At 58.0% G+C, this 24,294-nt stretch carries 28 protein-coding genes and 1 pseudogene; 17 read left to right on the forward strand and 12 right to left on the reverse strand.

The features are described 5' to 3' along the window. Positions 1-293: 293 nt before the first annotated feature. The 5 genes from Q1A51_RS00545 (at position 294) to Q1A51_RS00565 (ending at position 3,101) form a co-directional block, all read left to right on the forward strand. Positions 294-671, forward strand: a complete 378-nt coding sequence (locus tag Q1A51_RS00545; protein ID WP_299605675.1) for a hypothetical protein — start codon at positions 294-296, stop codon at positions 669-671. Positions 672-748: 77 nt separating this feature from the next. Continuing rightward, complete coding sequence (locus Q1A51_RS00550; RefSeq protein WP_299605676.1) at positions 749-1,168, forward strand: hypothetical protein; 420 nt, start codon at positions 749-751, stop codon at positions 1,166-1,168. A gap of 447 nt (positions 1,169-1,615) precedes the next feature. Beyond that, positions 1,616-1,777, forward strand: a complete 162-nt coding sequence (locus Q1A51_RS00555) for a helix-turn-helix domain-containing protein (protein ID WP_299605679.1) — start codon at positions 1,616-1,618, stop codon at positions 1,775-1,777. Between the two features lie 98 nt (positions 1,778-1,875). Then, on the forward strand, positions 1,876-2,049 hold the full coding sequence (locus Q1A51_RS00560; protein ID WP_299605681.1) for a helix-turn-helix domain-containing protein: 174 nt from the start codon (positions 1,876-1,878) through the stop codon (positions 2,047-2,049). 74 nt (positions 2,050-2,123) lie between these two features. Beyond that, positions 2,124-3,101 carry a site-specific integrase gene (locus Q1A51_RS00565; RefSeq protein ID WP_299605684.1) on the forward strand — a complete coding sequence of 326 codons (978 nt, stop codon included), beginning with the start codon at positions 2,124-2,126 and terminating at the stop codon, positions 3,099-3,101. A 373-nt stretch (positions 3,102-3,474) separates the two neighbouring features. On the opposite strand, the gene Q1A51_RS00570 is transcribed toward Q1A51_RS00565, so the two are convergent. The 8 genes and pseudogenes from Q1A51_RS00570 to Q1A51_RS00605 all read right to left on the reverse strand — a co-directional run bounded on the left by Q1A51_RS00570 (position 3,475) and on the right by Q1A51_RS00605 (position 7,262). Beyond that, a complete protein-coding gene (locus tag Q1A51_RS00570; protein WP_299605687.1) occupies positions 3,475-3,684 on the reverse strand; it encodes a hypothetical protein in 210 nt (69 codons plus the stop codon). A 6-nt stretch (positions 3,685-3,690) separates the two neighbouring features. Continuing rightward, positions 3,691-3,957, reverse strand: coding sequence for a hypothetical protein (locus Q1A51_RS00575; protein WP_299605690.1), 267 nt, complete (start codon positions 3,955-3,957; stop codon positions 3,691-3,693). Between the two features lie 21 nt (positions 3,958-3,978). Further along, on the reverse strand, positions 3,979-4,245 hold the full coding sequence (locus Q1A51_RS00580; protein ID WP_299605692.1) for a hypothetical protein: 267 nt from the start codon (positions 4,243-4,245) through the stop codon (positions 3,979-3,981). Between the two features lie 155 nt (positions 4,246-4,400). Then, positions 4,401-4,994, reverse strand: a complete 594-nt coding sequence (locus tag Q1A51_RS00585; RefSeq protein ID WP_299605695.1) for a DUF6778 family protein — start codon at positions 4,992-4,994, stop codon at positions 4,401-4,403. A 436-nt stretch (positions 4,995-5,430) separates the two neighbouring features. Next, a pseudogene (locus Q1A51_RS00590) lies at positions 5,431-5,541 on the reverse strand (aminotransferase class IV); the annotation flags it as partial. 200 nt (positions 5,542-5,741) lie between these two features. After that, positions 5,742-5,876, reverse strand: coding sequence for a hypothetical protein (locus Q1A51_RS00595; RefSeq protein WP_299605698.1), 135 nt, complete (start codon positions 5,874-5,876; stop codon positions 5,742-5,744). A gap of 14 nt (positions 5,877-5,890) precedes the next feature. Continuing rightward, the gene (locus tag Q1A51_RS00600) at positions 5,891-6,808 is read right to left on the reverse strand and encodes an aminotransferase class IV (RefSeq protein ID WP_299605700.1); all 918 of its coding nucleotides are present in this window, start codon (positions 6,806-6,808) and stop codon (positions 5,891-5,893) included. 94 nt (positions 6,809-6,902) lie between these two features. Beyond that, entirely contained in the window at positions 6,903-7,262 is a 360-nt protein-coding gene (locus tag Q1A51_RS00605; RefSeq protein WP_299605703.1) for a VOC family protein, read from the reverse strand. Between the two features lie 205 nt (positions 7,263-7,467). Between Q1A51_RS00605 and Q1A51_RS00610 the strand changes: the two genes are divergently transcribed. The 3 genes from Q1A51_RS00610 to Q1A51_RS00620 all read left to right on the forward strand — a co-directional run bounded on the left by Q1A51_RS00610 (position 7,468) and on the right by Q1A51_RS00620 (position 9,470). Continuing rightward, positions 7,468-7,884 carry a VOC family protein gene (locus tag Q1A51_RS00610; RefSeq protein WP_299605706.1) on the forward strand — a complete coding sequence of 139 codons (417 nt, stop codon included), beginning with the start codon at positions 7,468-7,470 and terminating at the stop codon, positions 7,882-7,884. 109 nt (positions 7,885-7,993) lie between these two features. Further along, positions 7,994-8,911 carry an aldose epimerase family protein gene (locus Q1A51_RS00615; RefSeq protein WP_299605708.1) on the forward strand — a complete coding sequence of 306 codons (918 nt, stop codon included), beginning with the start codon at positions 7,994-7,996 and terminating at the stop codon, positions 8,909-8,911. 229 nt (positions 8,912-9,140) lie between these two features. Further along, positions 9,141-9,470, forward strand: a complete 330-nt coding sequence (locus tag Q1A51_RS00620) for a TfoX/Sxy family protein (RefSeq protein WP_299605711.1) — start codon at positions 9,141-9,143, stop codon at positions 9,468-9,470. Between the two features lie 337 nt (positions 9,471-9,807). Here Q1A51_RS00620 and ndk read toward each other — a convergent pair whose 3' ends face one another. Next, positions 9,808-10,230, reverse strand: coding sequence for a nucleoside-diphosphate kinase (gene ndk, locus Q1A51_RS00625; RefSeq protein WP_265020699.1), 423 nt, complete (start codon positions 10,228-10,230; stop codon positions 9,808-9,810). A 59-nt stretch (positions 10,231-10,289) separates the two neighbouring features. Next, complete coding sequence (locus Q1A51_RS00630) at positions 10,290-11,483, reverse strand: multidrug effflux MFS transporter (RefSeq protein ID WP_299605714.1); 1,194 nt, start codon at positions 11,481-11,483, stop codon at positions 10,290-10,292. 45 nt (positions 11,484-11,528) lie between these two features. On the opposite strand from Q1A51_RS00630, the gene Q1A51_RS00635 reads away from it, so the two are divergent. From Q1A51_RS00635 to Q1A51_RS00645, 3 genes are all read left to right on the forward strand, one after another. Then, on the forward strand, positions 11,529-13,376 hold the full coding sequence (locus Q1A51_RS00635) for an ABC-F family ATP-binding cassette domain-containing protein (RefSeq protein ID WP_299605715.1): 1,848 nt from the start codon (positions 11,529-11,531) through the stop codon (positions 13,374-13,376). Positions 13,377-13,475: 99 nt separating this feature from the next. Continuing rightward, positions 13,476-14,099, forward strand: coding sequence for a MarC family protein (locus Q1A51_RS00640; protein WP_299605717.1), 624 nt, complete (start codon positions 13,476-13,478; stop codon positions 14,097-14,099). A 31-nt stretch (positions 14,100-14,130) separates the two neighbouring features. Then, positions 14,131-14,712 carry a TIGR02281 family clan AA aspartic protease gene (locus Q1A51_RS00645; RefSeq protein ID WP_299605720.1) on the forward strand — a complete coding sequence of 194 codons (582 nt, stop codon included), beginning with the start codon at positions 14,131-14,133 and terminating at the stop codon, positions 14,710-14,712. A gap of 36 nt (positions 14,713-14,748) precedes the next feature. On the opposite strand, the gene Q1A51_RS00650 is transcribed toward Q1A51_RS00645, so the two are convergent. After that, complete coding sequence (locus Q1A51_RS00650; RefSeq protein WP_299605723.1) at positions 14,749-15,204, reverse strand: DNA polymerase III subunit chi; 456 nt, start codon at positions 15,202-15,204, stop codon at positions 14,749-14,751. 1 nt (position 15,205) lies between these two features. Next, on the reverse strand, positions 15,206-16,678 hold the full coding sequence (locus tag Q1A51_RS00655) for a leucyl aminopeptidase (protein ID WP_299605726.1): 1,473 nt from the start codon (positions 16,676-16,678) through the stop codon (positions 15,206-15,208). 161 nt (positions 16,679-16,839) lie between these two features. On the opposite strand from Q1A51_RS00655, the gene lptF reads away from it, so the two are divergent. From lptF to rsmA, 6 genes are read left to right on the forward strand one after another with little or no spacing between them, the layout of a single operon-like run. Then, on the forward strand, positions 16,840-17,967 hold the full coding sequence (gene lptF, locus Q1A51_RS00660) for an LPS export ABC transporter permease LptF (RefSeq protein ID WP_299605728.1): 1,128 nt from the start codon (positions 16,840-16,842) through the stop codon (positions 17,965-17,967). Next, the gene (gene lptG, locus Q1A51_RS00665) at positions 17,964-19,061 is read left to right on the forward strand and encodes an LPS export ABC transporter permease LptG (protein WP_299206918.1); all 1,098 of its coding nucleotides are present in this window, start codon (positions 17,964-17,966) and stop codon (positions 19,059-19,061) included. Before lptF ends, lptG begins: the two co-directional genes overlap by 4 nt. Before the next feature lies 1 nt (position 19,062). Beyond that, complete coding sequence (gene lptD / locus Q1A51_RS00670) at positions 19,063-21,246, forward strand: LPS assembly protein LptD (RefSeq protein ID WP_299605731.1); 2,184 nt, start codon at positions 19,063-19,065, stop codon at positions 21,244-21,246. Further along, the gene (locus tag Q1A51_RS00675; RefSeq protein ID WP_299605734.1) at positions 21,243-22,472 is read left to right on the forward strand and encodes a peptidylprolyl isomerase; all 1,230 of its coding nucleotides are present in this window, start codon (positions 21,243-21,245) and stop codon (positions 22,470-22,472) included. Before lptD ends, Q1A51_RS00675 begins: the two co-directional genes overlap by 4 nt. Then, on the forward strand, positions 22,469-23,431 hold the full coding sequence (gene pdxA / locus Q1A51_RS00680) for a 4-hydroxythreonine-4-phosphate dehydrogenase PdxA (protein WP_299605736.1): 963 nt from the start codon (positions 22,469-22,471) through the stop codon (positions 23,429-23,431). The genes Q1A51_RS00675 and pdxA overlap by 4 nt, the downstream gene beginning before the upstream one ends. Continuing rightward, positions 23,428-24,270, forward strand: a complete 843-nt coding sequence (gene rsmA, locus Q1A51_RS00685; protein WP_299605738.1) for a 16S rRNA (adenine(1518)-N(6)/adenine(1519)-N(6))-dimethyltransferase RsmA — start codon at positions 23,428-23,430, stop codon at positions 24,268-24,270. Before pdxA ends, rsmA begins: the two co-directional genes overlap by 4 nt. The last annotated feature ends 24 nt before the right edge of the window (positions 24,271-24,294 follow it).

The raw sequence follows: 24,294 nt of genomic DNA on the forward strand, positions 1-24,294 counted from the left end.
ACGGATTCAGCAAAGCCTGAAAAAGCCGACATCGGGTATTTCTGAGACACAATGAATTTTCGTCAGCAACCCCAAAAAAGCAGCATCCTCGGACTTCGTTTTTCTTGTCCTGGCCAATCTAATTGAAGGCCAAGACAAGGAAAAAACGACCCGAGAAAAATACCCACAAGACAGAGACTTTTAACCGCGGGATCGCAGCCCCGCAGACATGAAATCGCGCAAACGAAAGGAGCCGCAAGCCGCCTTGAGCCATCGGCAAGTCCGCCGGTGGCAAGCTGCAAAGGAGGTCCAACATGTTGGATTTTTCGCAAGACACCCTGCGGGATTTTCGGGGGTTCGTTCAACACCATCGCGAGGGGCTGCAAAACGCATCCCTGCTTCTCGGAGGGCAAGCCTGGCTACAGCGCATGCAGGCGCTCATCGACGACGTGACTGGATCGACCGTTCTGACACGTCGGATGAGCGTAGAGCTGCAGGCTCCGGGCGATTTGCTGTCACTGGAGAATGTCCATGACGTTGATCGTATCGAGGCTGCCTATTTCGCGGATCTGGATCCCGCGTCGCCCTATGTCGAGGATATCTGCCTTCTCGCCGAGGCGATGAAGGATCAGACGCTTCGGTGCGGCGCGATCGACGCTGTCCTTCGGCCGGTCCTGATGATCGCTTCCTGAAATGAAGGGCCGCCACCGTTGTTTGCGATCAGAGGCGGTCGCCAATCCCCAGATCAGGAAAAGTGAAAGGATACCCAATGCAAGCGACATTGCAGGACGAACTCGAACGGCTGGTTCTCACGGCCATCAGGAAGGGGCGCTGGCTGGCAGAAGGCTGGCGCGACGCAGGTCTGACCGTGCAAGACCCGTTGAAACGGCTCCTGCCCCAGACGCTGGATCGTCTGACTGCGGGAGAACAGATGGCCATCAACGATGAAACCGCGCTGGACCTGATGGGTGACGCCATCAGAAAGGCGCTGAACGAATTCAGCCCGAAATACGGAGACGTTGTTATGCGAGAAGAATTCTCCGAGCAGGTGTTCCTGCGCGAACGTATCGAGACGCTTCGAAAGCTGGCGGAGCGCTGGAAAGCATATCAGCGTGCCCGCCGCAATGTCCGCGACAGCATCGCCGCTGTGAAGCAGTCATCCTGGTTGCTGCGTCGCGAGTGTATTTAGGTTCGGCAACAGCCAAATCGTGGGGGTGCCCCGAAGGGCACCCTCAAATTCAAAATCGGGTATCGGTAAGAATTTTGTCGATCAACTCGGAGATTCAACCGTCTCAAGAGTGTCGATCAGCGGCGAAATATTCTCCGCGTCGAGCATGCAATATTGTGAGGATCCGCACTCAACCCCGCAAAAACTCGGAAAAGTATTGTTTGATTTCCGATGCTTATAAGAAACTTTGATGTTCGTGCTTCTTTTTTTGTTTGGCTAATGTTCTTTCCGCCAAACGCAACGAAGCAAGGAGCCTCAGCGAGCAAATAGGGACCGGAATTGAGTCGTTCAAGTCCAGTCCACATTCCATCGCTGCAAGAGCAGCAGCCACCCCGAAACATCTTGTTGCGGTCGCTGTGACCGCCCGGACCGACAGGTCTGTAAAAAACCGGAAAAAAGGAAATGGTCATGGAAAACGTCTTTACCCTCCAACAATTGGCTGAGCGCTGGAAGTGCTCGCCTCAAACCATCAGGTCTGCCATCGATAGCGGTCTGGTGCCGTGCTTCAAGGTCGGCAGGATGACCCGCGTCTCGAAGAAGGTCGTCACCGCCCACGAGCGGCGCACCTAAACACCCCAACAATGAGAGCTGATGGCGATCTCCGGAGCCGAGCCTCCGGCCAGTGACCTGCGTCCGATCGCCATCGGCTCTCGGAAAGGACAGACAAGATGGAAAAAAGTTCGACACCCGAGCAGCTCGCAAAGCGCTGGCACTGCTCTTCCAACACCATCCGGAATCTCATCTCAGCCGGCAAACTCGACGCCTACCGCGTCGGAAAAAAGCTGCTGCGCATCCCGGCCACTGCAATCGAGGAGTATGAAAATTGCACGACATCAGAATAGGAAAATATCGCGGTGGTTTTTGCGTCACGTGGTATGAGGTTGTTGACGGAAAAAGGTAGCGGCGTCGGTTCCAATTGGAGGCCAAGACTCTTTCGGAGGCCAAACCGGAAGGGCAAAGGGTCTACAATTCCCAACTTCTATTGTTGGGGTCCGAACTGACCTTCAAAAAGGTCTGGGAGGCCTTAGGAGAGGATCTCGAGGGCCGCCGCACAGCTGAGCAGATGAAATCGATTTGGAAGAACGTCGGACCGTTTTTCGGAAGCTACCATCCTCTCGAAATCGACGACGCATTGGTCAGAAAATATCTGGAAGTGAGCCGAAAAGAATTTCAAAAGAAAAACGGGCGCGAGATCTCAAGAACGACGCTCTTTCATGACGTTAACTTTGTCCAGATGGCGCTTAACTTTGCAAAGCGAAAAAAGTTGATCAAGGAGTCGCCTCACCAGCTAAGGAAACCATCAAGATCACGCCCGGTGGACCGCTGGCTCACACAGACGGAAATCGATACTTTGCTGGCCGAAACCCTGCAAACGCCACATCTTCACATCGCCACAGTTCTTATGCTATCAACTGCTGGCAGATTGGGAGCAATTCTGGAACTCACCTGGGACCAGGTCGACTTCACCAATCGAACGATCGATCTCAGGGACGATGAATTAGAACACGTCAAAAATCGTGCCTTTGTTCCAATGAATGACGGAACAACGGATTTGCTCCTGGATTGGCGTGAATCCTGCTATTCGGACTTTGTGGTTGAGTACAAGGGTGATCGGGTTCACAGCATCCACAACGCGTTCAGGAAAACCGTAAAGCGCGCGAAGCTACCTGGCAAGGTGACACCTCATGTGTTGCGCCACACTTCTGCAGTGCATCTCATCGCCAATGGCCACGAAATGTCCCGGGTATCGCAATACCTTGGACATTCCTCGGCCAAGGTGACCGAAAAGATCTACGCTCGCTATGCGCCGGATCATCTTCGAAAGGAATCAGACACGGTAGACTTCACCAAAGGGCGAGGCTTCCAACTGAGAAAACCTGTATCAAGGAAATAGGGTTTGCTTCCAGAGGGCTTCCATGAGACCCGGCCCGCCGATCGAGGCGGGCCTATTCGTTTTACCACTCCGGTCTTAGACTGAGATCAAGTATCGATCGTTGATCGTTCGTGGTGCTCGGCTATTCACTTATGACGTTGGAGACAACGCTACTATTTGTGCGCAGGTTCAAGGAACCAGGGTCCCGCTTGAAAGGCGCCTCGGATGCATGAACCCATGTGCCAAACACGCCCATATGCACCAAATATCAATAGGTTAGCTGCAGAATACCTGGCTGTTAATCAATTGGTCGTAGGTTCGATCCCTACCGCCGGAGCCAATTCCCCCAAAATAAAATGCGTAGTCAGAACTGCCGCGCCGATTCCGCTGTCAGTCAGATCGCATTGCTGATGCCTGTAACCGGTGTTGTAACGCCAGTGATAGCGGATAGCGCTTTCAGAAATTGGGTGTACGGAGCCTCTACCGCATACAGAATGTCACCATCCCCGATGTTGAACCGTCCGCCAAAGAACAGGTCAGATGGTTGGGTCAGATCAAAGGCATAGATGGCTTGCTGCTGTCCGGTAAAGGCCGCGCCTGCCAACTGTTGCTACCTCTCCGGGGACTCTTCGCCCAGGACAAACACGCTGCTGGGATAGCCCGATTGCGGTGCCAAGCCGCCGACGAGGCCAAGTGTTTCAATCAGGTTGATCGTTGGTTTCGGAAACTCGACAAGGGCCTGCCCGCTCACCGCGCCGATCCCGGTAAAGGCACGTCGGTCCTGCCGGACCGTGATCTGATCCCCCGGGAGCAAAGCAACGTCAAACCGCGGCTCTGCCAAAAGATCATCCAGCCAATATGCTGCCGGTCGTTTCACCGCGTTGTACCAGAACCTCGGTCAGTTCCGATTCGACCGTAAACCCACCTGCACCTCGGTCAGCGTGGTGGGTCCACCAACCGTTTCAAACAGTCCATCATCGACGTTTTCTGAGATCGTCAGGTTCAACAGATCGCCGGAATAAATCAACTCCGCGTCAATGCGGCCATGGGCCAGAAAGCTGTTCGGAAAGCAGCTTCGCGCGCTGAAGTCCTCTGACCCAGCAATGCGTGCAACACGGGCGTCGACGGGAACAGCCAGCACTTCTGCATTCAACGCCTCTGCCAATGCAAGTATTTCACGTGCATTCGGTCCGGGACGCGGGAAGCCGCATGCGACAAGGGCGCAGCAAAGAAGCCCAAGTTAGAGAGTTTTCCGCACCATCCCGATACCGCCGAAACAAGTCTTGCGCACCTGTCGGTGCTGCCGAAAAAACGAGCCGCTCAAATACCAACGCGGGAAAAGGTCTGCCGAACATCCGGCCCTGTCCCGAGCCAACCGGCAATCACATTTGCAACATGGTTCACGATCCGAACGCGCTGGGTCTGCCCCGCCGCCTCTGCATCCAGAGCTTGCTGCCCGCTAAAGGCGACAAGATCTGCCGACACGTCCGGCTCCGCCGCCAGAACCGCACCGCTGCGCGCATCGACGACCTGAATGGCAAAGTTGATGTTGTGCACACCCGCAGCCGAAAGCTGCCTCCGCGTCCGATCCGTCACTGCGTGAAAGCGGGTCACCGTCACGCGCAGATCGACGGCACGCCCCCGATTCCGCAACCCCGCGGCTCCCTTTTCGATTGCCTCGCGCATAATGCGTTCGACCTGTGCGTAGCGGTCACCGGGCAGCTCACCGCGCCACACGATATCTGCCTCTGCAGAGAACGTATTGGCTTCGGTAACGGTCAGCGTCCGCGGTACGTCCACCGACACAGCATTCAGTCGCCAACCTTTCGATTGTTCTGCGCTGGGATTCTGATCGTAGTTCGTTTCCCAAACCTGCGTGCAAGCCGAAAGCGCGAAGGCTGCGAAAACCCCCAAACTGATCTTCCGAAAAGCACGAACTCTTCTCGTCAAACTCACCGTCAAAGCCTTGTACACCTTGAAACCTCAAGCTCTTAGAAACGCAACTCCACACATTCAAAAATCCCGGACACCAGCATCAACGCGGCTTCGTTTAATGCAATAGGGGAAAGGCCAAGAGCACATACACCAGTACACCCTCGAAACTTCTCATGTCCCCCAATACGCAGCACCTGGCAGCATGTTCGGCACGGAGTATCTTTTTACGGTAACGTGTGCTGTCGCGATGTAACAAGCCAGTCGTTTTCAACCGGAACAATTCCGCCGACACGAAATCAAGCGGGACTTCTCCGTCATCAAACGGATCAACGTCGGCTGGCAATCAGTGCCTTGTGCTCCGCACAGCAGTTCAAGGAAATCGAGCCTACCAACCCGCACAACCACCGGCCTGGAACACCGTGGTGTGCGCACCAAAGGAGCCTGTCAAAAACGCTTCGTCCGTCGCACATGCGTTCAAAAGGGAATAGTTCCACTCAAAGGCCGGAATACACGCCGCACGACACAGGCAGCAAGGATCAAGGCAAGGCCAACGTTGCCGGTGGCGCAGATCTGCTTGTTCACCGGCGCACGTAACACGGTACAGGCGTTACGAGCCAGCCAAACAGCCAATCCGATATTTCAACACCCGGAAGCACCGCAGCCCGCTTTGGCGTGCGGCAAAGTCCTGGCCTCGACCACACAAACAGTGTCGGCGTTTTGTATGCCTCAGGCCCCAGCGGTGAACCCATTGCGGAATACTTTGATCACCCCAGCGAACACCGGCACATCCACGACACGCCATAAGATGTCATTTTCATGGATGCGCCGATTGAATACGATGCTTTCTAGCAGTTGACCCATCGCACGGATGGTCGTCAGCGTTCGGCCTTAATCAACCGTTTGTAGGCCGCGCGTAGGCGCAGGAACACAGGGCCGGCCTTGCCGCCGCCAATGACGCGACCGTCAATCTCGAACACGGGCGTTTGCGCACCGAAGGTTCCTGTCAGAAACGCCTCGTCCGCCGCATAGGTGTCCACCAGAGAATAGTTGCGCTCGAAGACGGGGATGCCCTCGGTCCGGCACAGATCAATGACCTTCTGCCGGGTGATCCCGTTCATGCAGTAATCCCCGGTCGACGTCCAAACCTCGCCCTTCTTCACGATAAAGAAGTTGCAGGCATTGGTGGTGTTCACAAAGCCAAACGGGTCAAGCATCAACGCCTCGTCCGCTCCGGCCCGTACGGCATGATTCAGGGCGATGATACAGTTGAGTTTGGAATGAGAGTTGAGTTTCGCATCCTGCGTCAGCGGCAGCCCCCGGTGATGCGGCACGGTATGGAGGCGAATGCCACGCTCGACCACGCTCTCATCGGGCTTTGAATGCTCGGCAATGATGACGATGGTCGCCCCCCACAGGCTCAGATGCGGGTGCTGGAACGGCTTGGCCTTGCGGCCCCGCGTTACCATCAGGCGGATATGCACATCCGTCTCCATCCCGTTGGCAGCGAGCGTATCCCAAACGGCCTGCTTCAGCGCTTCGCGGCCCAGCCCAATCTCGATCTCGGTATACGCCGACGCCTCGAACAGCCGATCCAGATGATCATCAAGGAACGGGATATGCCCATCATACAGGCGCAACCCTTCCCAGATCCCATCACCCAACATGAAGCCACTGTCGTAGACAGACACGACAGCCTCCGCCCGCGGGACAATGCGCCCATCCACATAGATCAGGATGTGATCGTTGCGATCATCCGCCGCCGCATCGTGGGTCGAGATTGGTGTGTCTGTCATGGATGGCCCCCTTGCAGAACCTCATGCCACCGCATTGCGGTACGGGGCAAGAGTGCGCGATTGCAAAACCTGCGGCACGGGGATACGACCGCGCTTACAGACGCTCCATCAACTCGATCCGATTGCCAAATGGGTCAAAGACATAGGTGCGCGCAAACCCTTCCAGTGGCTGGTCGTCAACACAGGCAACACCCGCCGCGTCGCACCGCCCCCGCATCTCGGACAGATCATCAACCACAAAGGCAGGATGCGCCTTTGCGGCCGGACGAAAGTCCTGCATCACGCCAAGGTGCACCTTGACACCACCACGCTGGAACCAGCAGCCGCCGCGTTTCGCAAGACTCTCGGGTTTCGAAACTTCGGAGAGCCCCAGAACACCGGCATAGAAGGCGCGCGCCGCATCTTCCTCCCCTTGCGGCATGGCCAGTTGCACATGGTCGATGGTTTTCAGCATGCCGCCTCTCGGGTTGGATTGTAGTTCCAAGCTGCCATTGCGCACAGAAAAACGAAAGTAAGGACCCCATCGCACAGCGGACGTTTGCCGGAACATGACGAATGCACATTTGCGTCACTCGGTGCACCTTGCCATTCTGTCTGCAAGTGCGGCGCCAAAGTGACCCGCTCCAACCGCCAAGAGCCAGACAACGGGGAACCTCGAAATGATCGGGTATGTGACACTTGGAACCGATGATCTGGACAAAGCCAGGGCATTTTATGCGCCGCTCTTTGAACACATGGGGCTTCCACTCTGCTTTGAGGACCCGCAGGTGGTATCATGGGGTGACAAGGATGACGAAACCGTGCCCCGGTTCTTTGTCTGCTATCCATTTGACGACAGACCTGCCAGCACGGGTAATGGAACCATGACGGCCTTCCGGGTTAAAACCGCGTCCGATGTCGACACGCTGTACGAGACTGCCATGCGCGGCGGTGGCTCTGACGAAGGCAAACCGGGCTTCCGCCCCGAAAGCTACGGTGACAAATTCTATGTGGCCTATGTGCGCGATCTGGACGGAAACAAGCTCGCCTTTGCGTGCTATGATGGCAAAGAAAACCCACATAATTCAGAGGGATAGACGCGCCTCACTCGGCGCCACGGTCACGCAGAAAAACACGTCCGTCGGCATCCCGCCTAGCCCGTATTGCCTGTTTGCACCTGACTGCTCCCTTTGACATTGTGCAGGCATGAGCACCACATACTCCATCCGTTCCAACCGTCTGATTGCCACCTTCGATCCCGACGGGGCGCGCATGCGCAGCCTGTGTTTGGACAATGGGCCAAACCTTGTTCTGGACGTAGATGATACAACGTCCCAAGAGCTGCGCGATGCCTATGGCGGCACCATCGTGGGACCAGTAGCAAACCGGGTTCGCGGGGGACAGGTATCAGTCGGCGAAACGACGCATCAGATGCCATGCAACGAAAACGGAACCACGGCGCTTCACAGCGGACCGGATGGGCTGGATCGGGCCATATGGACAGTCGCCGCACAAGACCGCACCGCATTGCAACTGACCCATCACCTGCCAGACGGTCACGGCGGTCTGCCGGGAAATCGCGATATCGAAGTCTGGTTCGAGGTTGCCGACAACACACTGACATTCCGGGTCACGATGACAACGGATGCCCCGACACCCGCTTCTATCGCGCACCACCCCTATTGGCGCGTCACGCCCGAACATACGCTCCACATCCACGCCTCGCACTACCTCCCCGCGGATCATGCCAATCTGCCAACAGGCGTCATTGTGCCCGTTGAGGATACCCCATTTGACCACCGGACCGCGCGGCCCATCGACCCGGGCACAGATCATAATTTCTGCGTTGCCAAACAGGCGAAGGCTCAGCCAGCCCCCATGGCAACACTGACAACACCCTCGTATGTTCTTGAGATTGCCAGCACCGAACCGGGGTTGCAGGTCTATTCTGGAGCTTTCCTTCCCACGATCCCTGAAGCAAACATTGCAACACTGACAGGCGTTGCGCTGGAACCTCAGGGGTGGCCGGATGCGGTCAACCATCCCGACTTTCCAAACGTGATCTGCACGCCCGATCACCCGTATTCACAAGTCACACAGTACACGCTGCAACCCGCCACATAATTGCCACATTTGAACCATCCCGGTGGCACAATTCCATGCTGGGCTGTGTTTACCGCGCACACGAACGCGGAGTGTTCAATGTATGAGGTGTCAAAATGTCGAGCAAAGAACGTCCCAAGCCCCCCAAACAGGGGTCCAAGAAGGACACAAAACCAGCGCCCTACTTTACCGACTACGCCAGCATCTGATCGCAGGTGACAGCACCCGGGGCTGCGGCTAATCTTGCGCCATGAGTGATCCTGTTTCTTCGATCCGCAACCTTGGCCCTGCCATGGACGCAGCCTGCGCGAAGGCTGGCATACCAGATGCTGACGCATTGCGTACGCTTGGTGCGGATGACGCATATGCCCGCCTGTTGCGATCCGGCATGCGCCCCCATTTTATCGGCTACTACGTGCTGGTCATGGGGTTGCAAGGCCGCCCTTGGAACGACTGCAAGGGCGAAGAGAAGAAAGCGCTGCGCAAACGCTTTGACGCGATCAAGGCCCAGGCCTTCGACAAGGGGCTGAGCGATTTTGAGCGGACCTTGAACGAAATCGGCGTCATCGCCAAAGCCTGACCCGTGCCCCTGCCACCGCACGGTGCAGTGACGCGATCTTAACCCGAACCAACAACAGTCTTGGCCGCGCAACATGTTGTATCGGCATCTCTCGTGACCCCAAAGACGGTGTACGGGGGGTGCACAGGGGGTGTACGCATGGTGTACAAAGGGCACCGATGAAATGAGATGGTAAATCTGTTTAATTACAGAACATTAAATAATGATCCTCATGTTGCTCTCTGCAAAAATGATAACCGTTGCCCGACCGCTCCATTAATCCTTGATCAACAAAAGAAAACCGGCGCGCCCATGGGGCACGCCGGTGTCATGTCTCTGCACGGGATGTGCCAGTGGCTTAGCCGACCAGCTCCAGACCCGAGAAGAAATACGCGATCTCAACCGCAGCCGTCTCAGGCGCGTCCGACCCGTGAACCGAGTTCTCGCCAACGCTCTCGGCAAACTCGGCACGGATGGTACCGGGGGCTGCATCGGCAGGGTTGGTGGCACCCATCACTTCGCGGTTCTTGGCAATAGCGCCCTCGCCTTCCAGAACCTGTGCCACGATCGGGGCCGACGCCATAAATTCGCACAGCTCGTCATAGAAGGGACGCTCGGCGTGCACCTTGTAAAACTCGCCCGCTTGCGCCTTTGTCAGGTGGATGCGCTTTTGCGCAACGACACGCAGGCCAGCTTCTTCGAACTTGGCGTTGATTGCGCCTGTCAGATTGCGGCGGGTTGCATCGGGTTTGATGATGGAAAAGGTGCGCTCGAGGGCCATGGGTGTCTCCTGTCAGCCGCAGCCGGGACCGTCCCGACGCGAAAATCTGGGCCCCCGTATCATGGGGTTTTGTGCTTGGAAACCCCTGTCTCGCCCGGCTCCCAAGCGGCGGCAGCGACCGCCATTGTCAACGCCAGGGCAAGCGCCGAAAGCATCAACAAGAGCAGGCCCTCGGGCGTCGCGCCATCGCCCAACACGGCTGTGGTCAACCAACTCAGCACCGCGCCAAGCCCCAACGCGACCGCTCCGCTGAACCCCGATGCGCTACCCGCAAGGTCGGGTCGAACGGACAACGCACCGGCATTCGCATTGGCCAGCGACAACCCGTTGCCGATCCCGACCACAATAGTGCTCAGGAACAGCGGCACCACCAAAACGCCCCCGTTCATGTAGTAGATGATCGCCACCCCCAGCGCCAAAATCGGCAACGTCCGCCCGATCAAGATCAGGCGCATTGGTCCAACCCGCTCAACCAATCGCGCCGACAAACCGGCGCCGAACATAAAGCCAGCAGTTGTCGATCCGAGCGCGATACCGATCTGCGCAGGCTCCAGACCAAACACATCTGCCGCAACAAAAGGTGCCCCCGTCAAAAACATGTAGAACGCGCCGACCCCCAGCGCCTGCACCCCAACATAGGCCCAGAACAACCGTTCACGCAGCAACGCGCCCACCCGCATACTGCGCCCCGGGCCGGGCGCGTGCGTCTCTCCCAGATCGCGTAGGCACCATAGCAGCAACACGGTTCCAAGCAGCGCATAGGTCACAAAGACCGAACGCCAGCCAAATGCCGTTTCCAACAGCCCCCCCACCATCGGGGCAAGCATCGGCGCAATCGCCATGGCCGAGGCAATCAACGACAACTTCGCCGCCGCCAGACGCCCCTCGTACATGTCACGCACCACGGCAGAGGCCAGAATACCGCCACCCACCGCCACGGCTTGACCGGTTCGCGCAATTAGAAAAAGCGTAATGTTCTGGGTCAAAAGACACAGCACGGACGCCACAGCATAAAGGACCAGAAGCCCCAGAATGACAGGCCGCCGCCCCAACCTGTCCGACAGCGGACCCAGCAGCAGTTGCAGCACCGCCGCCGCCAACATGTAAAGCGAGATCGACCGCCCCATGACCGCCTCGGACACGCCAAATGCCTCGCGCATGGCAGGCAAGGCGGGCAGGAACATGTTCAACGTCAGCACGCTCAGCGCCGTCAGCAAAACAAGGGTCGCAAGGTGTGGTTGGGTTCGGGTCATCCGCAGGGGCTAGCACGCCCCTGCCCCCTCTGCTAGAGCGCGGCCATGCTGCGAATATCAGACATCACCTACGCCATTGCAGGACGCCCTTTGTTCGAGGGTGCCAGCGCCGTAATCCCCGAAGGACACAAGGTTGGCCTCGTGGGCCGCAACGGCACGGGCAAGACCACGCTCTTTCGCCTGATCCGGGGGGAGTTGGCCTTGGAGTCCGGCGATATCGCCCTGCCCTCCGGCGCGCGGATTGGTGGTGTGGCACAAGAAGTTCCAGCCTCCGACACATCCCTGATCGACACAGTTCTGGCGGCGGATACGGAGCGCGCAGCCCTGTTGGCCGAAGACACCGATGACGCCACACGCATTGCCGAAATCCAGACGCGCCTGGCCGATATCGACGCTTGGTCAGCCGAGGCGCGCGCCGCCACGATCCTCAAGGGTCTTGGTTTTGACGATGACGAACAGCTCAAGCCCTGCGCAGATTTCTCCGGGGGCTGGCGCATGCGCGTGGCACTGGCTGCGGTGCTCTTTGCACAACCCGACCTGCTGCTTCTCGATGAACCAACGAACTACCTCGACCTCGAAGGGGCGCTGTGGCTGGAATCCTACCTTGCCAAGTACCCGCACACGGTCGTCATCATCAGTCACGACCGTGGTTTGCTGAATCGGGCGGTGAGCGCGATCCTGCACCTCGAGGACCGCAAGCTGACCTACTACCAGGGCCCCTATGACCAGTTCGCGCGGCAACGGGCCGAAAAGTTGGCCAATGCCGCCGCGATGGCCAAGAAACAGGAAGCCCGCCGCGCCCACCTGCAATCCTATGTCGACCGCTTCCGCTACAAGGCCGACAAGGCCCGGCAAGCGCAATCGCGGCTCAAGGCATTGTCCAAGATGCAACCCATCACAACCCCGCAAGAAGCGGGTCTGAAGCGGTTCGACTTCCCCAACCCCGAGGAACTGTCGCCGCCCATTATCCACCTCGATGGCTCCAGCACCGGCTATGGCAACACCACCGTTCTGTCCAAGCTAAACCTGCGCATCGATCAGGACGACCGCATCGCGCTGCTGGGCAAGAATGGTCAGGGCAAATCCACCTTGTCCAAGCTGCTCAGCGATCGCCTGCCGTCCATGTCTGGCAAGATGACCAAATCGTCCAAGCTGCGGATCGGGTACTTTGCGCAGCACCAGGTGGACGAATTGCATGTGGATGAAACCCCGCTTGATCACCTGCGCCGTGAACGTCCCTCGGAATCCCCTGCGAAATGGCGCGCACGGCTGTCAGGTTTCGGACTGATGGCAGAACAGGCCGACACCTTGGTCGGTCGGCTGTCTGGCGGGCAAAAGGCACGCTTGTCTCTGCTGTTGGCAACGCTCGATGCGCCTCACATGCTGATCCTCGACGAACCAACCAACCACCTAGACATCGAAAGCCGCGAAGCCTTGGTGGAAGCCCTGACGAACTACACGGGTGCCGTCATCCTGGTCAGCCACGACATGCACCTGCTCAAACTCGTCGCGGACAGGCTGTGGCTGGTGTCCAACGGTACGGTCAAACCGTTTGAGGACGACCTCGAAGCGTACCGCAAGCTGCTGCTTAGCGATGGCAAACCTGCAAAAGGGGCCAAGGCCGAACCACCGAAAGCCAAAAAGCCCAGCCGCGAAGTTGTCGTCGCGCTGCGCTCCGAACTGCGCAAATCCGAGGCGCGCGTGGAAAAGTTGAACCAGATGCGGAACAAGCTCGCCAACAAACTGGCTGATCCGGACCTCTATGAAGACGCCAAGATCAGAGAGATGGAGGTCTGGCAAAAGAAGTATGCCGAGGTCATGGACGCGCTCGATCGCGCCGAAGCCCTATGGATGCAAGATCTGGAGAAGTTGGAAACCGCGGAAAAAGCCTGACTCTTTCTTCTGACCGAAAATACCACGGGGAGTGTGAGGGGCGGCGCCCCTCATCCCAGAAGGATCAAACGCGCCGAAGGCGCCCCATGTGAAAACACCATGATAGACACCGCTTTCCTTATCACCGCCTTCGTGACCATGTTCGTGGTGATCGATCCCATCGGCCTTGCCCCGCTTTTCGTGGCCCTGACCCAAGGCGTGCCCGAACGCAAGCGCCGCGCGATAGCGGTGCGAGCCTGCGGCATCGGCATGATCATCCTGATTGTCTTCGCCCTGTTTGGCGAGGCGGTGCTGGGCTTTGTCGGTATCTCGATGCCTGCGTTCCGGGTCGCAGGTGGTGTTCTGTTGTTTCTCACCGCGCTCGACATGCTGTTCGAACGGCGCACCAAGCGCCGCGAAGATCAAGCTGACGACGAAGATCATGACGACCCGTCGGTCTTCCCCCTTGCAATCCCCCTGATCGCCGGTCCCGGTGCCATTGCATCAGTCATCCTCCTGACAGGTCAGAAACCGGGGGTTGAGGGATTGGCGCTCGTCCTGGCGATCACCGCCCTCGTATTGGGCGTTTGTCTTGTGCTCTTTCTTGCGTCCGGCATCCTCGAACGCGCGCTGGGAAAGACCGGGATCACAGTTGTGACGCGCCTTCTTGGCATGTTGCTGGCCGCGCTTTCGGTTCAATTCGTGCTGGATGGTCTCAGTAATTTCGGCCTGATGCCGGGCTAACAAACCCCAACACTTGGCTTATATGTGACCCATGAGCGGCGACAACATTGCACAACTGATCTATCTTGGAACCTTCGCGCTGGTGTTGGGGGGCGGGTTTCTTCTGACCTCGAAACTCAAGCTGGGCCAGACGATGCAGATGGCAGCGATCTGGGCTCTGATCTTTATCGGGGCGGTTGCAGTTGTGGGGCTGTGGGGCGATATTCAGGACGATTTGCTCGTCAATCAGACCCGGTTTGATGACAGCGGCACCATCACCATCCCGCGCAGCTTTGACGGGCATTACTACCTGACCCTCGACATCAACGGTCAGTCCACCGATTTCATCATCGATACCGGCGCGACAGATATCGTGCTGAACCGTGCCGATGCCGCTGCGGCCGGATTGGATCCGGCAAATCTGAATTTCCTCGGTCGCGCCGCCACAGCCAATGGTGAGGTGCGCACAGCGCCTGTACGCCTTGATACGGTGGCCATTGGTCCGCACGAAGACACCAACGTGCCTGCTGTCGTCAATGACGGTGCGCTTGATCAATCGTTGCTCGGAATGGGCTACCTACAGCGCTGGGGTCGCATCGAAATCGCGGGCGGAGAAATGACGCTCAGCCGCTAGGCCGCCCCGACGCTTTTGTCAAAAAACCGGCCATGTTCAGGTCTCGGCCTTCTTTTCCCACCGGCCACTTTCTTCGGACCAATACTGTGCGGATGCGCCCGCGTCCTTTAGTGCCTTCCACTGGGCCCGGGCCACGTCCAGCGCAGCAGGATCATTCCCGTCGAACAGGACGCAGACCCGATCAAGCTGTGCCACCTCATCGGCTGTCACCTCTGCTCCATCAATACTCATCACGCAGGTCGCCCCATTGGCCGCTGGTCCGGTGGTCAGCAAGACTGGCTGATCGGCATCATGCGGGCCACCGGCCATCCCGTGCGGCAGAAAACCTTCATCTACTCCGAGCCACAGCTTTTCATCCAGCCACCCCAACCGAGCAACATCAGGCCCACGCACGGCTACACGCCAACCCGCTTGCAAGGATTTTCCCAGAAGCATGATCAGCGTGTCCTCAAGCGGTCGCCGAGTCAGGTGATAGAAATAGGCAGCCCCCATATCACTCCGTCTCGTAACCATCGGCCACAAGGCGGCTCAATGCCATCACCCCCCAGCCGGTCGCACCGGCGGGTGCCAACGCGGTCGCTGACTTGACGGATGCCACGCCCGCAATGTCCAGATGAATCCAAGGCGTTTCGGGTTTGACAAAGCGTTGCAGGAATTGCGCCGCCGTGACGGAGCCTGCAGGCCGACCACCGATATTTTTCATATCCGCAATCCGCGACTTGAGCAGATCGTCATAAGCTTTGCCCAACGGCATGCGCCATGCGCCCTCCTGCTCCTTGTCCGCCGCCTTCAGGAACGTATTGCAGAAGTCATCATTGTTGGAAAACACACCCGCGTTCTCGTGTCCCAGACCGATGATGATGGCACCGGTCAACGTTGCCAGGTCAATCATGCCAGCAGGTTCAAAGCGCTCTTGCGCGTACCACATGACATCACACAGCACCAAACGACCCTCGGCATCCGTGTTGATGATCTCAACGGTGTCCCCCTTCATCGAGGTCACGACGTCTCCGGGCCGGGTCGCATTGCCGGAAGGCATGTTTTCAACCAACCCGACCAGTCCGACCACATTGGCCTTGGCCTTGCGCTTGGCGAGTGCGCGCATGGTGCCCGCGACGACACCGGCACCGCCCATATCCATGGTCATGTCTTCCATGCCCGCTGCGGGTTTCAGGCTGATGCCTCCAGTATCGAACACGACACCCTTGCCGACCAGCGCCAATGGTGCGTCGTCCTTGCCCCCGCCCTTCCACTGCATGACCACGACCTTGGACGGGCTGTCAGACCCCTGCCCCACGGACAAAAGCGTACGCATGCCCAGTCGCTTCAGATCGGCCTCTTCCAACACCTCGACCTCAAGCCCAAGGTCTTTCATGTCGGCCAGGCGATTTGCAAATTCTGTCGTCGTCAGCACGTTGGCTGGCTCATTTACCAGATCGCGCGTCATGAAGGCGCCATCCGCAATTGCCATCAGCGGACCGGCCGCTGCTTCGGCATCTTCCGGTTTTGAGCACATGATCGACACACCGGTGTCCTTGGCCTCTGCATCGGTCTTGTGCGCCGAGAAGTCGTAATCACGCATTACCAGTCCAAATACGATCTCGGCGACGCGCCGCGCACCATCGGCAGCCAGCAGCGCAGCCTTGCCACCGCGCAATTTCCCGAGGGCCGCACCAGCCTTGCGTGCATCTTCCACGGAATGGTTGCGCGCCAAGCAGATCACGTCGAGCGATTCTGCTGCTAGGCCAACGGGCCAATCAAAGGTCGTAACCTGCCCCGCTTTGACCTTCTCGAACGCAGCACTGTCGACAAACCGTTGAATTGCCCCTTTGGTTAGGCGGTTCACGCGACGCGCGCTTTGCTCCAACTTGCCTTCGGGTGTGACAATAACGGCCACCCGCCCTTCGTGCCCGGCAAGAGCATCCAAATCTGTGGCGGTGAAGGTGACGGGGGTCAGGTCAGTCATCATATGCTCCGTTGGTTTGTCTCAGACAGACGTAACCCGGCGCTGCTGGACTGACCAGTAGAATGGACAGTTTAGGAGTTTTCCCCGTCGATCCGTTGAGATAGGTTCGCGGCACACGCTGCCGCGTCTCAATGTAACTAAAAGACACAACCGGGGGGCTCTTGGTCAAGTTCGACCGCTATATGTTGTCACAGCTTCTGTGGCTCTTTGGCTTTTTTGCCCTTGTGCTGGTGGCCGTATTCTGGATCAACCAGGCCGTGCAATTGTTTGATCGCTTGATCGGTGATGGACAAACAGCGCTGGTCTTTCTGGAATTTTCGGCCCTTGGCCTACCGCGGCTAATCACCACGGTTCTGCCGATCGCAACCTTTGCAGCGGCCGTTTACGTTACCAATCGCATGAACAATGAGAGTGAACTGACGGTGATGCAGTCCACCGGATCATCCCCATGGAGGCTTGCGCGACCGGTAGCCGTGTTCGGCTTGATTTCGGCGTTGATGATGTCCGTTCTTAGCCACATGCTTGTCCCTGCCGCCAGTCAGCAACTGTCGGAACGTGAGGCCGAGATATCCAGAAATGTCACCTCGCGGCTGTTGACTGAGGGCGCGTTCCTAAACCCGACCCGCGGCGTTACCTTTTACACGCGTGCCATCGGCGAAGACGGCGTTCTGCAGGACGTGTTCCTCGCAGATCGACGCGCTCCGAATGAGCGCGTGATCTACACAGCAGCCGAGGCATATCTCATACGCAATGGCGACGGCACATCGCTGATTATGGTGGACGGGCTTGCTCAGCGTCTTGCAACGTCTGACAATCGGCTCTCAACCGCGAAATTCCAGGATTTCTCCTTCGATATTTCGCCGCTGATGAGCACTGATGAACAAGTCGCACTGTCACTTCAATTCTTGCGCACTGATGCATTGCTGACCAACTGGGGTCTGTTGGCGGAGTCTCTTGGAACGACAACTGGTTCGATCGCCGAAGAATTGCATAGCCGCTTCGCCCGTGCCGCATTTTGTTTTGTCACGGCTATGATCGGTTTCGCGACGCTTCTTGTTGGTGGGTATTCGCGTTTTGGCGTCTGGCGCGAGATCGTCATCGCGTTTCTCTTGCTGATCGCACTCGACGGAATGCGCAGCACGTTGTCTGGCCCAGTGCTTGCAGATGCGCGTATGTGGCCGATCCTCTATACGCCTTCAGTCATAGGGCTGGCGCTGATCACGGGGCTGCTTTGGGTTTCGTCGAGCGGTGGCCTTAAGCTGCGTAGATTGCGGGAACGCTTTACATGATCCTGCACCTTTACTTCGCGCGGCGTTTTGCTCTGGCTCTGCTCACGATCGCCGCAGTTTTGACCGCTCTTGTTGTTCTCGTTGATCTCATCGATCAGACCCGTGAGTTCGCGGATTTCGATGTTGGGTTTGGTCAGCGGATTGGCCTGACCATGCTCAACGTGCCGAAGACGCTCAATCAGATCCTGCCTCTGATCATGATACTCGGTACGATCGCCCTTTTTGTTTCTCTCGCCAGGTCATCCGAATTGGTGGTGACACGTGCGGCAGGACGATCCGCGATACGCGCACTTATTGGCCCGGTGGCGGTTTCTATCGTTATTGGAGTTCTGGCCACCACAACACTCGGTCCTATCGTTGCGGCCACGTCCAAGCAGTACGCAACCCTCGCTGAAACCTATCGTTCAGGTGGCGTATCTGCAGTATCCATTTCAGAAGAAGGCCTTTGGCTCCGGCAAGGTGGAGAAACGGGCCAAACCGTTATCCGTGCGGCGCGATCAAATGCAGATGCGTCGGTGCTTTATGACGTTACATTCGTTGCCTACGCACCGAATGGAGGACCCGTCCGTCGAATCGAAGCAGGCAGCGCGGCACTGCGGGACGGTGCGTGGTCGCTGCGCAATGCAAAAGCCTGGCCTTTGGCCACCGGGATCAATCCAGAGGCAAACGCAGTCGAGCAGGATGTCCTCGAGATTCCTTCGACCCTAACGCTCGACGGCATACGCGAACGTCTTGGCACACCGGCGGGTGTGTCAATTTGGGATATGCCCGAGTTCATCACGCAACTGGAACAGGCAGGATTTTCTGCACGCAAGCATGTGGTCTGGATGCAATCCGAACTCGCACGCCCAATCTTCCTCATGGGCATGGTTCTTGTTGCCGCAGCGTTCACGATGCGCCATACCCGCTTTGGGGGGACCGGCACGGCTGTGCTGGCTGCAGTGTTGCTGGGGTTTGGTTTGTACTTCATCCGGAGCTTTGCACAGATACTGGGCGAAAGTGGCCAGATACCAGTGCTTTTGGCGGCATGGGCACCACCTGTGGCCTCCATTCTTCTGGCAATGGGCCTTCTGTTGCAGGCCGAGGACGGATGACGTGCGGTTGACCATCAAACACATTGTCACCGCCGTAATTCTTCTGCTGGGAGCGGCCGGATACGCCAACGCACAGGCACAACCTGAGACGCCGACAGATCGACCAGCCCCTGCTGTCCTTGTTGCAGATGACATTGAAGTGACTCGGGATCGTCGACTGATCGCCCGGGGCAATGTTGAGGCATTCCAAGGCACCACGCGGTTGAGCGCGCAGTCCATCGAATACAACGGAGACACCGGGGCACTGACCATCACTGGGCCTATCGTAATCGATGATGGCGCGGGCATCGTCATACTGGCCAGCCAGGCAGAACTGAGCGAAGACCTTCAGAACGGCCTGCTGACGGGCGCAAGGCTTGTGCTGAACGATCAGGTGCAATTGGCATCGGTGCAAATGAACCGCGTTGGCGGGCGGTACATCCAGCTCTACAAGACGGCCGTCACGTCCTGCCGTATATGCGAAAATGACACACGCCCACCCCTTTGGCAGATCAGGGCCAAGCGTGTTGTGCATGACCGAGAAGCGCGCCAGCTTTACTTTGACGGGGCGCAAATCCGGGTACGGAACACGCCAATCATCTACTTGCCGCGTCTTCGCCTTCCGGACCCGACACTTGATCGGGCATCCGGTTTCCTATTTCCCGAGATACGGTCAAATTCGCGTTTGGGTAACGGGCTCGCAGTTCCCTATTTCATCAAGATTGGCGACCATAGAGACCTGACCCTGATTCCGTACCTGACAAGCAAGACACGGACACTCGAATTCCGATATCGTCAGGCCTTCGAACGCGGTCGTATCATCGTCCAGGGTGCATATTCTGACGATGACCTACAGCCCGATGACAAACGCGGATACCTGTTCGCGGCGGGTGAGTTTGCGTTGAATCGCGGCTTCGTGCTCGAATTCGATCTCGAATCCGTGTCTGACGATGCGTACCTCAATGACTATGGTTTTTTTGGCAAAGACCGCCTCGACAGCACGATCCAGGTAGCCCGCACGCGCAGGGACGAATTTATCCAACTCTCTTACGTGAACTTCAAGTCGCTCCGGGATGATGAAGATGATGACCTGTTGCCATCGGATGTTGTTGATGTGCTCTATGAAAGGCGCTTTCACCCAAGCCTGATCGGGGGTGAGATTCGCTTGTCAGCCGAAGCGCATGGGCACGAGCGTCCCTCAAATGTGAACTTCGATGCCAACGGGGATGGCATCGTGGATGGGCGTGATGTCTTGCGTTTCAATTTCGAAGCAGAGTGGTTGCGCACATACCAACTGGGTGGGCTACAAGTACAAACCGATTTGGGTATCGCTGGTGACATTATCCGGGTGAGCGATGACATAACCTTTGACGAAGATAATGGGTTGGCACCAAAGGTTGGTGTAACTTTGCGCTATCCGCTCGTGCGCCTTGGAAACAACGGGGTAAGGCAATTCTTTGAGCCGCTGGTTCAGTTGTCATGGGTCGGCGGCGATGGTCTGAACGTCCCGAATGAGGAAAGCACACGAGTCGAGTTTGACGAAGGCAACCTGCTGTCGCTCAGCCGCTTTCCGGCACCGGACAGACGGGAACGGGGCTGGGCTGTCGCCTATGGCGGCACTTGGGCGCGGCTTGATCCGAACGGATGGTCCGCGACCATCACGGCGGCCCAGGTGCTGCGGGAAAAGGCACAAGCCGATTTCAATGACACCTCCGGGCTTTCCGGCACCGCCTCCGATTTCCTGCTGGCAGGGAAACTGGAATTCGAAGGTGGTTTTGCCATGTCGGGTCGCACACTGTTTAACGAGAGCTTTGATGTGGCCAAGGCCGAAGTGCGGGGTGATTGGAGCAACACTCGTGTGGATGTTGGTGGCAGCTATGTCTGGATCTCGGAAGATACGGACATCGATTTACCTTCCCCTATCGGTGAGGTCACATTTGACGGGTCGTACAAGATTGACCGCTTCTGGACGGCAAGTGCGAACTGGCGCTACGATCTTGAGGAAGGGCGCGCCGCGACTGCAGGGGCCGGAATTGCCTATTCAAATGAATGCGTACGCGTGGGGTTGTCGATCAATCGCAGCTTCGCGGACTCGACAACTCTTGAGCCCTCGACCAGTCTGGGGTTAACAGTGTCCTTGCGCGGGTTTTCGGTCAACACCGGGGACCGGGTGGAAACACGATCATGCGGAAAGCGGGCGAAATGAGCGGTAAGAGAATTCGGCAATCGGTGATTGCGGCATGTGCCTTGGCACTTTGCACAGTTCAGGTATCTGCACAGAACCTATTTGCCCCTGTGGCGGAGGTGGACCAGCGCGTCATCTCGGAATTTGAAGTGCAACAGCGGCAGCGCTTTCTAAGGATATTGGGCGCCAGTGGTAGCAGCCGGACGGAAGTCATCGAAGAACTGATCCGGGACCGCCTCCGCGAGACTGAAACGCGTCAGGCTGGCATCGTTTTGTCCTCGGAAGAGCTGGCACAGGGGCTAAGCGACTTCGCAGCACGCGCTGAGCTTTCGACCGAGGAATTTGTTCAAGGTCTCGCCAGCGAAGGCATCGCGGAAGAAACATTCCGCGACTTCGTGAACGTGTCTCTGGTGTGGCGCGACTACATCCGCGCCCGCTACGGCAACCGGGTACAGATCGATGACCGCGAAATTGATCGCGCTGTTGCCAGTGCGCGCGGCAATTCCGGCATTGAGGTTCTGGTGTCCGAGATCATCATTCCCGCCCCGCCAGCAGAGGCAGAGCGGGTACTGGAACAAGCGGAAATCATTGCGCAAACCACGTCGGAAGCCGAGTTTTCCAACTTTGCGCGCCGCGTCTCCGCAACGGCTTCGCGCGGTGCCGGGGGCCGTTTGCCCTGGACCCCAATCAGTGATTTGCCACCTGTGTTACGTCCCCTGCTCTTGGCGCTTGGCCCGGGCCAGGTCACGGCTCCGCTTCAGATTCCGAACGCGGTGGCGCTTTTCCAACTGCGTGACATCCGTGAAACTGAAGCGCCTCAACAAACGTTTTCGTCCATTGAATACGCGGCATATTACATCAATGGCGGTCGCACGCCGGAAGGTTTGTCACGGGCCCGTGCCATTTCCGCAAGTGTGGATCGCTGCGATGACCTATATGGCATAGCGCAGGGCCAGCCTGAGAATGTGCTGGATCGCGGCAGCCTGCCGCCCGAAGAGATCCCGGATGACATCGCGATCGAGCTGTCAAAACTCGATCCGGGCGAAGTGTCGACTGCATTGACCCGCGCCGGGGGCAATACATTGGTGTTCCTGATGCTCTGTGGCCGCACACCGGCGTTGGAGGAAGATCAGGAAATTGACCGTAATGCGATCGCCAACCAGTTGCGAAATCAGCGCCTGAACGCATTTGCCGAAACGCTGCTGGCAGACCTGCGTGCGGAAGCCGACATACGCATCCTCGAATGACCACAGCTCCGGTCGCCATCTGCTGTGGCGAGCCCGCGGGTGTCGGCCCTGAAATTGCGGCCAAAGCATGGGCCGCTCTCCGGCATGATGTGCCCATGATATGGATCGGTGACCCTCGTCACCTGCCCGGCGACACACAGTGGACCGAAGTTGCGGAATGCGCTGACGCTGTAAGTACTAAGGCGCTTCCTGTCTTGCGTCACGATTTCCCGGCCAGCGCGACACCGGGTCACCCAAATATGGAAAACGCGCAGGGTGTCATCGACGTGATCGCGCGGGGGGTAGATCTGGTAATAAGCGGCGAGGCATCTGCGTTGTGCACGGCCCCCATCCACAAGAAAGTTCTGATGGACGGCGCGGGTTTCGCATACCCGGGCCACACCGAGTACTTGGCCGCTCTGACACAAGCACCACGCCCCGTGATGATGTTGGCATCAGACGCGTTGCGCGTTGTCCCGACAACGATCCACATCGCCCTCGAAGATGTGCGCACAACTCTGACGCCAGACCTGTTGCGCGAGACAATCATGATCACCGCACAATCACTCCGGGATCAATTTCACATCCTTGAGCCGCGCATAGCAGTCGCTGGTCTCAACCCCCACGCAGGCGAAGGGGGGGCCATGGGTACTCAGGAAGTGGAGTGGATCACGGCACTGGTTGCCGATATGGCAGCGGATGGTATCAATGTCACCGGCCCATGGCCTGCCGATACAATGTTTCATGCCGTAGCGCGTCGCCGCTATGACGCTGCCGTATGCATGTACCATGATCAGGCCCTGATCCCAATCAAGACATTGGACTTTGATCGCGGCGTCAACGTAACGCTGGGCCTGCCCATCATCCGGACCTCGCCAGACCACGGCACCGCCTTTGACATTGCAGGACGCGATATGGCCAATCCCACCAGCATGATCGAAGCAATCAAGCTGGCGTATCAAATGGCAAGTGGCACATGAGTGCCATTGATGATCTGCCGCCCTTGCGCGATGTGATCGCGACCCATGGGCTGAGCGCGCGCAAGTCGCTTGGGCAGAATTTTCTTCTGGACCTGAACCTGACAGCCAAGATCGCGCGGCAAGCCGGAGACTTGAGCGGGTCTGACGTACTCGAGATCGGCCCTGGCCCCGGCGGTCTGACCCGAGGTTTGTTGTGCGAGGGCGCACGCAAGGTTCTTGCCATTGAAAAGGACGCGCGCTGCCTGCCCGCCCTCGCCGAAATCGCTGACCGCTATCCCGGTCAGTTGCAGGTCATCGAAGGTGACGCGCTGGATATCGATCCGCTTGAACATCTGACGCCACCGATCAGGGTGGCTGCCAACCTGCCCTATAACGTCGGCACCGAACTTTTGGTTCGCTGGCTCACGCCCCCTACCTGGCCACCCTTCTGGCAGTCTTTGACGCTAATGTTCCAGCGCGAAGTCGCGGAGCGTATCGTCGCGCAGCCCGGATCGAAGGCATATGGCCGCTTGGCCGTCCTGGCGCAGTGGCGGTCTGATGTCCGGATCGTCCTGTCGCTGCCACCGGAGGCATTTACGCCACCCCCCAAAGTATCCAGCGCAGTTGTCCACCTGACTGCCCTGCCTGCGCCAAGGTTCGACGCGGACGCCGCTGTCCTGAGCCGCGTCGTCGCCGCCGCCTTCAACCAAAGACGCAAGATGCTGCGCGCTGCTTTGAAGGGCACGGCGCCCGACATCGAAGATCGGTTGCTTGCTGCGGGCATCAAGCCAACGGATCGGGCGGAACAAGTGCCACTTGAAGGTTTCTGCGCCCTTGCACGTGAAGTGGCCAAGGGCTGAAACGAAAAAGGCGCGCCGCCGGCG

This window comes from uncultured Tateyamaria sp., assembly GCF_947496075.1.
Lineage (GTDB): Bacteria > Pseudomonadota > Alphaproteobacteria > Rhodobacterales > Rhodobacteraceae > Tateyamaria.